Annotated in this window: 14 protein-coding genes; 8 read left to right on the forward strand and 6 right to left on the reverse strand. The window is 67.4% G+C overall.

The annotated features are described in order from the left end of the window. The first annotated feature begins 14 nt into the window (after positions 1-14). From RT614_RS22370 to pdxK, 8 genes are all read left to right on the forward strand, one after another. The gene (locus tag RT614_RS22370) at positions 15-728 is read left to right on the forward strand and encodes a TonB C-terminal domain-containing protein (RefSeq protein WP_313624339.1); all 714 of its coding nucleotides are present in this window, start codon (positions 15-17) and stop codon (positions 726-728) included. A 34-nt stretch (positions 729-762) separates the two neighbouring features. Beyond that, positions 763-2457, forward strand: a complete 1695-nt coding sequence (locus tag RT614_RS22375) for a putative porin (RefSeq protein WP_313624340.1) — start codon at positions 763-765, stop codon at positions 2455-2457. Positions 2458-2467: 10 nt separating this feature from the next. Further along, complete coding sequence (locus RT614_RS22380) at positions 2468-3160, forward strand: DNA repair protein (protein WP_313624342.1); 693 nt, start codon at positions 2468-2470, stop codon at positions 3158-3160. Positions 3161-3201: 41 nt separating this feature from the next. Further along, positions 3202-3702 carry a YbjN domain-containing protein gene (locus RT614_RS22385; RefSeq protein ID WP_313624344.1) on the forward strand — a complete coding sequence of 167 codons (501 nt, stop codon included), beginning with the start codon at positions 3202-3204 and terminating at the stop codon, positions 3700-3702. 111 nt (positions 3703-3813) lie between these two features. Beyond that, entirely contained in the window at positions 3814-4926 is a 1113-nt protein-coding gene (locus tag RT614_RS22390; protein WP_313624346.1) for a peptidylprolyl isomerase, read from the forward strand. After that, the gene (locus RT614_RS22395) at positions 4862-5371 is read left to right on the forward strand and encodes an MbcA/ParS/Xre antitoxin family protein (protein WP_313624348.1); all 510 of its coding nucleotides are present in this window, start codon (positions 4862-4864) and stop codon (positions 5369-5371) included. The genes RT614_RS22390 and RT614_RS22395 overlap by 65 nt, the downstream gene beginning before the upstream one ends. Beyond that, positions 5368-5859, forward strand: coding sequence for an RES family NAD+ phosphorylase (locus RT614_RS22400; RefSeq protein WP_313624350.1), 492 nt, complete (start codon positions 5368-5370; stop codon positions 5857-5859). The genes RT614_RS22395 and RT614_RS22400 overlap by 4 nt, the downstream gene beginning before the upstream one ends. Before the next feature lie 142 nt (positions 5860-6001). Then, positions 6002-6865 (forward strand): pyridoxine/pyridoxal/pyridoxamine kinase, encoded by an 864-nt coding sequence (pdxK, locus tag RT614_RS22405; protein ID WP_313624352.1) that lies wholly within the window; start codon positions 6002-6004, stop codon positions 6863-6865. Between the two features lie 40 nt (positions 6866-6905). On the opposite strand, the gene cynS is transcribed toward pdxK, so the two are convergent. The 6 genes from cynS to RT614_RS22435 all read right to left on the reverse strand — a co-directional run bounded on the left by cynS (position 6906) and on the right by RT614_RS22435 (position 12288). Next, positions 6906-7349, reverse strand: a complete 444-nt coding sequence (cynS, locus tag RT614_RS22410; protein ID WP_313624370.1) for a cyanase — start codon at positions 7347-7349, stop codon at positions 6906-6908. Positions 7350-7360: 11 nt separating this feature from the next. Further along, the gene (locus tag RT614_RS22415; protein WP_313624354.1) at positions 7361-8155 is read right to left on the reverse strand and encodes an ABC transporter ATP-binding protein; all 795 of its coding nucleotides are present in this window, start codon (positions 8153-8155) and stop codon (positions 7361-7363) included. A gap of 4 nt (positions 8156-8159) precedes the next feature. Continuing rightward, positions 8160-9002 carry a nitrate ABC transporter permease gene (ntrB, locus tag RT614_RS22420; protein ID WP_313624356.1) on the reverse strand — a complete coding sequence of 281 codons (843 nt, stop codon included), beginning with the start codon at positions 9000-9002 and terminating at the stop codon, positions 8160-8162. After that, positions 9002-10363: a CmpA/NrtA family ABC transporter substrate-binding protein gene (locus RT614_RS22425; protein WP_313624358.1), complete on the reverse strand. Its 1362-nt coding sequence runs from the start codon at positions 10361-10363 to the stop codon at positions 9002-9004. Before RT614_RS22425 ends, ntrB begins: the two co-directional genes overlap by 1 nt. 131 nt (positions 10364-10494) lie before the next feature. After that, the gene (locus tag RT614_RS22430; RefSeq protein WP_313624360.1) at positions 10495-11133 is read right to left on the reverse strand and encodes a response regulator transcription factor; all 639 of its coding nucleotides are present in this window, start codon (positions 11131-11133) and stop codon (positions 10495-10497) included. A gap of 12 nt (positions 11134-11145) precedes the next feature. Beyond that, the gene (locus tag RT614_RS22435; protein ID WP_313624362.1) at positions 11146-12288 is read right to left on the reverse strand and encodes a PAS domain-containing sensor histidine kinase; all 1143 of its coding nucleotides are present in this window, start codon (positions 12286-12288) and stop codon (positions 11146-11148) included. Positions 12289-12670 lie beyond the last annotated feature (382 nt).

Here is a 12670-nt window from a genome sequence, read left to right on the forward strand (position 1 = left end):
CGAAGGCTAACGTCATGCCGCAACACGCATCCGATTCCTCGCGCGCGCAGCACCCGGCGCGCCGCTGGCTGAAGCTGGCGGCCGTCGCGGTGGCGGCGGCGGTCGCGGCCTACGCGCTCTGGCGCTGGGCCAACGACATGTCCGGCGTCAGGCGCGACCCGCCCAAGGTCACCGCGATCATCCCGCTGCCGCCTCCGCCGCCGCCACCGCCCGAACCCGAGAAGCCGCCGGAGCCCGAGCAGCCCAAGGAAGAGCCCGTGGCTACGCCGGAACCCGAACCGCAGCCCACGCCCGAACCGCCCAAGCCCCAGGACGAGGCGCCGCCGCGCCCGGCCGACGACCTGGCCAACCCCATGCAGATCGACGGCGATGCGCAGGCCGGCAGCGACGCGTTCAACATCGGCGCGGGCCAGGGCAAGGGCATGGCGGGCGGTGGCGGGGGCCGCGCGGGCAACGCCACTTACAGCCAGTACCTGGCGTATGCGCTGCAGAAGATCCTGCGGGAAGACGAGCGCACCCGCAATCTGACCTTCCGCCTGCAAGCCAACATCTGGCTGACGGCATCCGGCCAGATCACGCGGGTGGAGCTGACCCGCGGCAGCGGGGACGCCGACGTCGACGCCCGCGTGGTCGCCGCGCTGCGCGCCGTTTCTGCCCTGGACGAACGTCCGCCGGCTTCGGCCAGCATGCCGATACGCGCATCGCTGACCGGCCGCCGCCCATCCTGAACCACGAATTGAACCGATCCTGGAGTACCCAAGAATGAAGTTCCAATTGAACCGGCTGGCGGCATCGCTTGCGCTGGCCGCGGCGGGAGCCGTTGCAGCGCCCGCCCTGGCGGCCCCGGCCCCTTCCGAGAACGCGACCATCAACCTCATCCGCCTGCTGGTGCAGCAAGGCGTGCTCAAGCCTGATCAGGCCGACGCGCTGGTCGCGCAGGCCGAGGCTGAAGCCAAGGCCGCCCGCCAGGCCACGCCGGACCGCGGCGCCGCCGTCGCCCAGGCGGGCGACGTGCGCGTTCCCTACATTCCGCAGACGGTGCGTGACCAGATCCGCGACGAGGTCAAGGCGGAAGTCATGGTGCAGGCCAAGGAAGAAAACTGGGCCCAGCCCAACACGTTCCCCGACTGGGTGTCGCGCATCACGGTGGAAGGCGACGTGCGGGTCCGTGACGAATCGCGCTTCTACAGCGGCAACAACAGCAACGAAATCACCGATTTCGCCAAGCTGAACGCCAACGGCCCGTACGACGTCAATCCGAACACCAGCACCGCCTTTCCGCCCATGCTGAACACGCGGGAAGACCGCCGCAACCAGCTTCGTATCCGCGCCCGCCTGGGTGTGCGCGCCGAAATCTCCGAAGACTGGACCGCGGGCATCCGGATCGCGACGGGCAGCGACGACAGCCCGGTTTCCACCACCCAGACGCTGGGCGGCGGCATGGCCAAGAAGGACATCTGGCTGGACCAGGCCTACCTGACGTACCGTCCGGCCAAGTGGGCCACGGTGACGGGCGGGCGCATCGGCAATCCGTTCGAATCCACCGACACGCTGTTCTCCAACGATCTGAATTTCGACGGCGTGGCCGCGATCTTCAAGCACCCGCTGGAAGGCCGCGACGTCACCCTGTTCGGCACGCTGGGCGCCTTTGCCACCGAGTATGCGCACAACGGCTGGAGCTCCAGCACCATGTCCGAAGGCGAGAGCGAGAACAAGTGGCTCTTCGGCGCGCAGGTTGGCGCGGACTGGAAGGTCAACAACCAGAACAGCCTGCGCGGCGCGCTGGCCTACTACCACTTCGACAACATCGCAGGCCAGCGGTCCAGCCCCTGCTCGCCGTGGGCCGGCGACGAGACCTGCAGCACCGACTGGTCCCGCCCCGCGTTCATGCAGAGGGGCAACACGGTGTTCCTGCTGCGCGACATCACACCCAACCCGCTGGACCCGGCCAACACGCCGCAGCCGCAGTATGTCGGCCTGGCGTCCAAGTTCGGCCTGCTGGACCTGAACCTGCGTTGGGATACGCGCGTGTTCAACGGCCTGGGCCTGCGCGTGAACGGCAACTACATCCGCAACCTGGCCTACGGCAAGAGCAAGATGGCGAGCCGCTCGCAGGGCTTCATCGTCAACAACATCGGCGAGAACGGCGAGATCGAGAGCGGCCCTAACGCCTGGATGCTGCAGGCCACGCTGGGCCGGTCGTATGACCTGAAGGAAAAGGGCGACTGGCTGGCCTTCGTTGGCTACAAGTACATCCAGCCGGATGCGCTGCCCGACGCCTTCAACGATTCGACGTTCCACCAGGGCGGCACCAATGCGCGCGGCTATTACATCGGTGGCGGTTACGCCTTCGACAAGAACGTCTATGGCGTCTTCCGCTGGATGAGCACCAAGGAGATCTACGGTCCGCCCTTGGCCATCGACACGATGCAGTTCGAGATCAACGCCAGGTTCTGAGGCCATGGACATGTATATCGAATGGGATGAAACCCGCCACCCGGCCGCTGCGGGACGCGGGCGGCGGATGGCGGCTGCCGTGGCGCTGTGCGCCGCGGGGCTGACGCTATCCGCCGGCGCGCAGGCGGAAAGCATGGAAGAGCGCTTGCGCGCGCAGTTGCGCACCACCACGCAGCAACTATCCCAGTTGCAGGGCGAGCAGGCGCAAGTCAACGCGGCCAAGTCGGCCGCCGAGGCCCAGCGCGACGCCGCGCTCAAGGAACTGGAGACGCTGCGCGCCCAGCTTGCGCAGGCGCGCGGACAGGCCGACAAGCTGGCCGGACAGCAGGAGGCCGTGGTGGAGAGCGCGCAGGCGCAGGTCGCGGCCACCCAGGCGCAGCTTGGCAAGTTCAAGGGCGCGTACGACGAACTGTTGACGCTCGCGCGCGCCAAGGAGTCCGAGCGGCAGGCGCTTGCCAAGCACCTGGCGCAGCGTGACGAAGAGGTCAAGGTCTGCGTGGCCCGGAACCGCGACATGTACGACGCCGGCAAGGAAATCCTCAACGCCTACGAACGCATCAGCACGGGCGACATCCTGGCGTTGAAGCAGCCCTTCGCGGGCAAGGCCCGGGTCAAGTTCGAAGAGCAGGCGCAGGCGTACGGCGACAAGCTGTACGACGCGCAGGTGCCGCCCTGTCAAGCTGCTGCAACGTCCAATCCTTAATCTGACAAGACCGTTTCATTTCTTTTTCCAGGAATACCGCAATGACCGAATCCACCCTGATTCTCGACGTGAACGCCGAGCGCCTGCAGGAGTTGCTGCAATCGCAGGGATACCGAGTGACCGTGTCCGAACAGAACGGCATGGTGCAGCTGCTGAGCGCCAGCCAGGGCGTGGGGTTTGCCGCCCGCATGGGCAATCCGGGCCGGGACGACGGCCTGTTTCTGGACTACACGCTGAGCTGCGCCCTGCGTGTGCAGGGCCAGTTGCCCGAAGGCCTGGCTGAACGCTGGAACGTCGAAAAGCGTTTTGCCCGTCTGACCGTGCAGGGCGCGTTCCTGGTGCTGGAACTGGACGTGATCGTGGCGGGCGGCGTGTCCGAGAACTACCTGCGCGCCACCACCGAGCTGTGGGACCGTTTGCTGCAGGAATTCCTGCTGTTCCTGCGCGCCAATGCCAGCGCGCAGACGGAAGGCGATACGCCGGCCGCTGGCGCGGACGAAGTCCGCGAGGAAGATGCCGTCGCGGAAGAGGCGGCTCGGTAAGGTCTATCGCCGGGTCGCGCGCCGGGTGCGCGCGACGCCACGCGCCGGCGGCACGGTGTGTTCACCGCGCGCCCGTGGCGGTTCGATGTGAAGCAAGCAAAGGTTCCGACAATGACCACCATCCTGAAATCCCCCACCACGCTGCGCGCGGCCGGGGCCGTACTGACGATTGCCGTGCTGGCTGGCGGAGTGGCGCTGATGCGCGGCAACGACGCGCAGAGTAGCGAGACGGCGGCCGCTTCGGCTGCGGGGAAGCCGGCCGCGGGTACGCCCGACGCAGGTACGCCCGCCGCAACATCTGGCGCGACCAAGTCGTCTGCCGCAAATTTGGCCGTAGCTTCTGCCGCGCCAGCTCCCGCGAAAGCCCGGGCCATCGCGACGCTGGGCGCCGTCCAGGTGGACCGGGACGAGCTGCTCCGCCAGCTGGAAGCCTTGCCGCCTCAGTCGCAGGCGCAGATCAAGGACAACCGCGCCGCGCTGGATCAGTGGCTGCGCGCCCGGCTGGCCGAGAAGGCACTGGTCGAGCAGGCGCGCGCGCAGGGCTGGCAGGACAAGCCGGAGCTCCAGCGCGCGTTCCGGGCGGCAGAGGAGCGCATCATGCTGCAAACCTATCTGGAATCCGTCAGCCGCGCGCCCGACGACTATCCCGCCGTCGCGGATCTGCAGGCGGCCTATGAGCGCGCCAAGCCGCAGCTGACGCAGCCGGCGATGTACCGGATCAGCCAGATATTCCTGCCCGTGGCGCCGGGCGACGAGCAAGCCCTGGCCGCCGCGCGCAAGCAGGCGCAGGACCTGGTCAAGCGCGCACAGGCGCCCAAGGGCGACTTCGCGGCGCTGGCGCGCGAGTTCTCGCGTGACGCGACCACGCGCGAACAAGGCGGCGACATCGGCTACGCGCCGCTGGCGCAGTTGACGCCCGAGATGCGGCCGGCGATCGAACAATTGAAGGCGGGCCAGGTGTCCGAACCGGTGCGCTCCGCGGCCGGCCTGCACATTCTGAAGCTGACGGACGTGCGGGCCGCCAGCGTCGCGCCGTTCGAGCAGGTCAAGGAAGAATTGCGCGAGGCGCTGCGCACCCAGCGTCAGGAATTGGCCGCGCGGGCCTATCTGGAGGGCTTGTTGAATGCCGGCACCGTCAGCATCGATGGCGCGGCGCTCAATGCCGCGTTCGAACAGTCCCAGGCCGGCCAGTCCGCCAAGCCGGCTGTCGCGCGCGCGCCCTGACTCTGCGAAAGGACGCGCCGCGCTCAGCCAGCGCCAGCCCGTCACCCAGGCGCTGGATGCCCGCCTGCACCAGGCGCTGGGCTGGACAGGGCCGCCGCATACCGTGCAATGCACGGCGGTATTGCTTCGGGCCTTGCGCATGACCTTTGCCGCGCAAACGCGGGACTGGTTTCCTCTGGTGCCGCTGGACATTCCAGGACGGGGCCGGGATCCGGCGCGCGAACGCGGCCTGGATCTGGCGGACCTGCGCGTGCTGCACAGGGGGCTGCGGATCGCCTGGCTGGCCGAGCTGGTGTTCGGCGACCAGGAGCTTGCCCATCTGTGGCTGTGCCAGCCCAAGCGGCGCCTGCAAGGACGGGTGCCGCTGCTGCTGGCCCAGTTCGGGCAACATGCCCAGGCGATCGAGCAATGGCTTGTCGATATCGACGAAGGAAACGGCCCATGATCGCGCTCTGGCGCTTGAGCAATAGCGAGGACCTGCTGCCGCGGGCCCGTCCCGCCGGCCGCTGGCACGATGCCGGCGCGCCGGTCCTGGTGCTGGACGCCTCGCCCGCCGCCGCCGTGTTCGCAAGGCTGGCGCAGTCCGAAGCCGAGCATCCGAGCGCCTTGCCCCGGCACTACGTCCTGCTCGAGGTCTCGGTTCCGGAAGCAGCGGTGGACGAGGTCCGGGCGCCGACGCATTGGCGGACCGACACCGCCGCGACGCGGGCCGCGGGGAATGCCTGGCTGGCGCGCGGCGACGCCCTGCTGCTGCGCGTGCCGTCCGCGGCCGGCGGCGTCCAGTACCTGTTGAATGCCGCGCATCCGCAATTGGCGCACTGCCGGATCGTGTCGGCGCTGGCTTATCCCTTCGGCTCGCACCTGGCGGGCGTGGGGCGCGCAGTTGAGCACGGGGCGGGATGGCTGGTGGCGTCGCGGGCCAGCGAGCGCTGATGGCCCAGGGGAGCAGGCTGCCGGGGTAGTAGAAGCCTCGGGTCGGAAAGGGCGGCCTGGCCGCGGACTAGAATAATGCGCAACCGCCGCAAGCCGGCGCTGCCATCGCGTTCTTGCCGCAAGCACACCAGGAGCAATCCGTATGACCGCAATTCCCGCTGCCCCCCTCCCGGGCGCAGCGCTGCCCGCCCGTACAGCACAGGTGGATGTCGTCTCCATCCAGTCTCAGGTCGTTTATGGCTACGTCGGCAACAACGCCGCCATGCCGGTCTTCCGCAAGGCGGGCCTGCGGGCGATCGCGCTGCCCACCGTCGTGCTCAGCAATACGCCGCACTATCCGACCCTGCACGGCGGGGCGATACCGCTGGATTGGTTCGAAGGCCTGCTGCAGGGGTTGAACGAGCGACGCGTGAGCCAGGTGGCGCGCGCCGTAGTCTGCGGGTATCTGGGGCAGCCCGGGCAGGCGGGCCTGCTGGCCGAATGGCTGTCGGCGGTCCGGGCATCGCGCCCGGACCTGCGCGTGTTCATCGACCCCGTCATGGGCGATCGCAACGACGGCCTGTATGTGAACGAAGGGCTGGTCGCGCAGTATCGGGACCTGCTCGTGCCGCTGGCCGAGGGCATGACGCCGAACCATTTCGAACTCGAGCTGCTGGCCGGAAGGCCGTTGTCGTCGATGGACGAAGTGGTGGCCGCGGCGCGCGAGCTCATCGCCCGCGGACCGAAATGGATCGTCGCGACCAGCGCCGCGCCGATGGCGGCCGAACCCGGGACGCTGCAACTCGCGGTCGTGACGCGCGATGAAGTCACGGTGGTCACGCATCCGGAAATCGCCATCCCGCCGTCGGTGCATGGCACGGGCGACGTATTCATGGCAGGGGTTGCCTCGCGGCTGCTGAATGGGCTGACGCTCGTCGAGGCGGTGCGCGAAGCGGCGGCCCAGGTCACGGTCACGCTGGAGCGCACCCGCGAGCTGGGCTGGGAAGAACTGGCCGCTGAAGGCTAAACGCCAAAGGCAGGCGGGGAATGCCCCCGTCTTGCCGGCTTCAGTACGTCTTGTACGGCAGGAACTTGCCGCTCATCACGATCTGCACGCGGTCGCCCTTCGGGTCGGCCTCGCGCGACAGGTCCATCTTGAAATCGATGGCGCTCATGATGCCGTCGCCGAACTCTTCGTTGATCAAGGCCTTGAAGGTGGTGCCGTAGACGTTGATGAGCTCGTAGAAACGGTAGATCAGCGGATCCGTGGGAACCGTCGTCGGCAGCGATCCCTTGTAAGGCACGACCTGCAACTGCACGACCGCATCGGCCGGCAGGTCCAGCACGCGGGCGGCGGCCAGCGCCTGCTCTTCGGTCATGGTCATCTGGCCCAGCAGCGCGGCGGTGGTCCATTCCTTGCTCTGGCCGACGGCCTCGGCGATGGCGCCCCAGCTCAGCTGCTTTTCCAGCTTGCGGGTGGCGACGAGTTCGGTGACTTCAGCGCGGGACATCATGATGGGATTCACTCCTTTTGGGCTGCCTTGTCGACCAGGAAGTCGACGAGATGGTTGCGGATTTCGTAATAGCGGGGTTCGTGGTGCAGGCTGGCGCGGGTCCGGTCGCGCGGCAGGTCCACGCTGACGGATTCCGCGATGCGGGCGTAGGGGCCCGCGCTCATGAGCAGGATGCGGTCCGACAGCAGGATGGCCTCGTCCACGTCGTGCGTGATCATGAATACGGTCTGGCGGGTCTGCTGGACGATGGCGCGCAGTTCATCCTGGATGGCGCCGCGGGTCAGCGCGTCGAGCGCGCCAAATGGTTCGTCAAGCAAAAGCATCTTGGGCTGGATGGCGAAGGCGCGTGCGATGCCCACGCGCTGCTTCATGCCGCCCGACAGTTCGCAGGGCTTCTTGCCGGCGGCATGGGCCAGGCCCACCATGTCCAGGTAGCGCTGGCTGTGCGCGCGCACCTGGTCGCGGCTGTAGGCGGGCCAGCGCGATCGCACGCCGAATTCAACGTTCTGCAGCGCCGTCAGCCAGGGCAGCAGCGCGTGGGACTGGAACACCACGCCACGCTCCAGGGACGGCCCCGCGATCTGGCGGCCGTCCATGATGACGATGCCTTCGTTGCTTTCGTCGATGCCGGCCAGCACGTTCAGGATGGTGGTCTTGCCGCAGCCCGAATGCCCGATCACGCAGACGAACTGGCCCTTGTCGATGTCGAAATCGATGTTCTCGAACACGGGCGGCTGCGGACGGCCGTCCCGTCCGGGGTAGCGCTTGCCCAGCCCTTGCACTTGCAGGAAAGATTGGCTCATGGCGTTACTCCCGGTAGCTCACCAGCCGGGCGGCGCGCGCCAGCAGGTTGTCCAGCACCATGCCGATCAGGCCGATGAAGAAAATGGCGCAGATGATGTTGGCGATGGACAGGTTGTTCCATTCGTTCCAGACGAAATAGCCGATGCCCGTGCCGCCTATCAGCATCTCGGCGGCCACGATCACCAGCCAGGCGATGCCTACCGAAATTCGCATGCCCGTCATGATGGTGGGCGCGGCGGCCGGCAGAATCACCTGCAACGCGGTGCGCAGGCGTGACACTTCCAGCGTGCGCGCCACGTTCAGCCAGTCCTGCCGCACGGCCCCCACGCCAAAGGCGGTGTTCACCAGCATGGGCCACAGCGAGCAGATGAAGATCACGAAGATCGCGGACGTGTCAGCGTCCTTGATGGTGTAGAGCGCCAGCGGCATCCACGCCAGCGGCGAGATGGGCTTGAGCACCTGGATAAAGGGGTCGAAGGCGCGATACACGGTCTTGGACATGCCGATCAGGAACCCCAGCGGTATCGCCACCAGCGCGGCCAGCCCGAAGCCGGTCAGCACCCGGGCCACCGAGTAACCCAACTGGATGCCGATGCCCTTGTCGTTGGGGCCGCGGTCGTAGAAGGGATTCTTGACGTGCTGCCACAGTTGCGCGCCGACCTCGGCGGGGCCGGGGAAGGGCGTCTTCGAGCCGCTAGCGGCGGCGTTGCCCACCAGCGCCGCGTAGGCCGGGTCCACGGTCGCCGCACCCGCGTCGGGCCGGGTGGCGGCGTGCCACAGCAGCAGGAAGCCCAGGAAAAGCGCGATGGACAGGAAAGTCGCCCGCCAATGTTGCACGGACCGCATCAAGTCCTCCGGATCTTGAAGCTGGCGAGGTACGCCTCGGGCTGGCTGGGATCGAAGGGCTTGCCCATGATGCTGAACGTCTTGGCGGTCTCGGCGGGCGGAGTCAGCCCGGCCTCGCGCATCAGGCGCACGGCGTCGGTCGCCAGGAACACCTCGCTGGCCACCTTCTGGTAGTCGACGTCGCCCTTGACCTGGCCCCAGCGCTTCATCTGCGTCAGTATCCACACGGCGAACGACTGCCAGGGCATCGGATCGAAGTCGATGCGGTTCGGGTCGGTCAGCACTTTGCCCAGGCCATCGGCGTAGGTGCCGGTCAGCACCTGTTCGACGACCGTGACGGGCTGGTTCAGATAGTTGGGCGCGGCGATCGCGGTGGCGATCTCTTTGCGGTGCGACGGGTCGCGGGCATAGGCGGTGGCCTCGATGATGGCTTTGAGCAGCGCCTGGTAGGTGTTGGGCATGCTCGTGACGAATTCCTTGCTGGCGGAGAACGCGCAGCACGGGTGGCCGTCCCAGATGGCTTTGGACAGCGTGTGGATGAAGCCCACGCCGTCGTAGACCGCGCGCTGGTTGACGGGGTCGGGCGCCAGGAAGGCGTCGATGTTGTCGGCTCGCAGGTTGGCCACCATTTCAGGGGGCGGCACGGAACGAATCTGCACGTCGGTGTCGGGATCCAGGCCATGCTCGGCCAGGTAGTAGCGCAACAGGTAGTTGTGCATGGAGTAGTCGAAGGGCACGGCGAATTTGAAGCCCTTCCAGTCCTTCGGGTCGCGCCGGTCCTTGTGTTTCATGGACAGCGTGATGGCCTGGCCGTTGATGTTTTCGACGGCCGGCATGGTCCATGGCACGGCGCGGCTGGCGCCCACGCCCATCGAAATGGCCAGCGGCATGGGCGACAGCATGTGCGCGGCGTCGTATTCGCCCGACATGGCCTTGTCGCGGATCAGCGCCCAGCCGGCGGTCTTGACCACTTCGACGTCCAGGCCCTGCTTGGCGTAGAAGCCCATGGGGTGCGCCATGATGATGGGCGTCGCGCAGGTGATGGGAATGAAGCCGACCTTGAGCTTCTGTTTTTCCAGCGGTCCGGCCGATTGCGCAAAGGCCTCTTTGGCGGCGGCCAGCGGGAAGATCGACGCGATGGCGGCCATGGCGGTGCTGCTGCCGACGGCGCGCAGGAAGCGGCGGCGCAGGGCGTCCTGGGGGAACAGGGCACGCATGACGGCCTGTTCGACGGCGTTGTCGACGGCGCTGCCGCGCACGGATGCCTGCGCGGCGCGCTCGTGTTCGGCTTGCGAGGCGTGCCGGCCGCAGCCGCAAGCAAGGCGGCTGTTGGCGTCGAACGGATTGCTGAAGAGAGACATGATGGCTCCTTGGTCGGGAATGGAGCCATGATGGGGCCGGCCGCAAGCAGCCGGTATCGCGGGTTCAACGATAGGCGTGTAGGGGGCCTACTACGTGGTGCGCTTCGTGCGCCGCCATAGTGCGCGCCTGATCAGATGGCACCCAACTGGTGCGCGTTGGCGTAGGCGACCAATTCGACAAGCGTGCGGACGTTGAGCTTTTCGAAGATGCGACTGCGGTACGTGGAGATGGTGTTGACCGACAGGGCGAGCTGTTCGCCGATGGCCGAGACGGAACGGCCCGCCACCAGCAGTTGCAGCACCTGGAATTCGCGGTTGGACAGCAGTTCGTGGGGCGGGCGGGTGCTGTCCTGGCGGACCGTGTGGGCGAGCAGTTCGGCGACGGTGGGCGTGACATACATCTTCCCGGCGGCGGCGTTGCCCAGGGCCGACAGCAGTTCCTCGGGTTCGCAGCCTTTGTTGAGGTAGGCGTGGGCGCCGGCGCGCAGGGCGCGCACGGCGAACTGGGTCTCGGGGTAGACGGACAGCATGACAACGCCCAGGGCGGGGTAGTCGGCGCGCACGCTTTTCAGGACGTCCAGGCCGTCGCGTTCGCCCAGGGCGACGTCCAGGACGATGGCGTCGTAATGCGCCTGGCGCAAGGCGCGCAGGGCAGCGGGGCCGTCGGCGGCTTCGTGCACCAGGGCTACGCGGGGGTCTTCTTCTAGGATGCGGGCCAGGCCGCGGCGGATGATGAGATGGTCGTCGACGATGAGCAGGTTCAGGGCCATGGCGCGGGTTGCTTATGCGGCCAGCGGGTTCAGGCGCAGGCGGGCGCGCATGCCGGCGCCGGGGGCGCTGTCCAATGCCAGGTCACCGCCGATGGCGCGCGCCCGTTCGCGCATGCCGAGGATGCCGAAGGTGTGGCGGTCTTCGGGCAATTGCATGCCGACGCCGTCGTCTTCGACGCTAAGCACCAGGCCGTCCGCACCGCAGACGGCGCTGACGCTGACGCTGCGGGCGCGGGCATGGCGCTGCACGTTGGTCAGCAGTTCCTGGACGATGCGGTAGATGGCGATCTCGGCGTTGCTGGGAAGGCGCAGGCTTTCGGTGTCGGGCGGGCAGAAATAGCGGCATTGCAGGCCGCTCCGGGTCTGCAGGTCTTGCAGCAGGGCCTCCAGCGCGGCCCAGAGGCCCAGGTGGTCGAGGACGACGGGCCGCAGATCGTTGAGGATGCGGCGGGTGGCGCCCATGGCGGTCTGGGTGACTTCCAGCATGCGGTCCAGGTGCGCCTGGAGCGCGGGCGCGGCGCCGAGCTGGCGGCGCAGCCAGTTCAGGTCGAGTTGCAGGGCGGTGAAGGAGGCGCCGAGGTCGTCGTGGATGTTCCGGGCGATGTGGGCGCGTTCTTCTTCGCGCAGGGTGCTCAGGTGCGAGGACAGCCGGCGCAGGGATTCGTGGGCGGCGCTGAGTTCGGCGGTGCGTTCGCCGACGCGGCGTTCAAGCAGGGCCTGGGTGCTTTGGAGTTCGCGTTCGATGCGTTTGCGGGCGGTGATGTCGGAGAAGGTGACGACGGCGCCGACGACTTCCTGTTCGTTGCGGATGGGATATGAGGCGTATTGGGCGTCGAAGCAGGAGCCGTCGCGGCGCCACAGCACTTCGTCGTCGGCGCGTTCGCCGCGGCCGTCGCGGAAGGCTTTGAAGATGCGGCAGTCATGCACGGGCATGAGGCTGCGGTCGGCGTGCGAGTGGTGAATCAGGTAATGCATGTTGCGGCCGACGAGTTCGTCGGGGGTGTACCCGAGCATTTCGGCGCCTGCGCTGTTGATGAAGATGCAGCGGCCGCGCAGGTCGATGCCGTAGATGCCTTCGCCGGCGGATTCGAGCAGCATTTCGAGCTGGCGGCGCCAGGCGGCGTGGTGCGATAGGTGCTTGAGGTCGGCGAACATGACTGGCCCGGTGTGTGCTTCTGCCGGGCTTTTATTGCCCGGATCCCCTTGCGCGGGTTTTTGGTGCGCTTTGGGGCGGAGTTTACGGGACGGGGTCGGCGTTGCGGGTGGGGGGAGGGAAATCCCTTTCTTCGTGGGGCCGTTCTGTTGGCTGTAGCGGGACGCGTGCTGTCGTCGTTTGAATGTGGCTTTGATTCGCGCTGTCGCTGCGTTGTTGCTGCCGTGGTGCTGCACCGTTGTTGCGGTGTTGGCGCTTTGCTGCCGGGCTGTTCGTTCTTTAGGCGCGGGAATGTCCGGATTTTTGTGTGCAGGCCTATGATGGTTTTTAAGGAGACCGACCATGGCACGCAACCCGAAGTCCGCGAAGCAGTCCAGCAAGCCG

The sequence above is a fragment of the Achromobacter sp. genome (assembly GCF_032102605.1).
Taxonomy (GTDB): domain Bacteria; phylum Pseudomonadota; class Gammaproteobacteria; order Burkholderiales; family Burkholderiaceae_B; genus Achromobacter.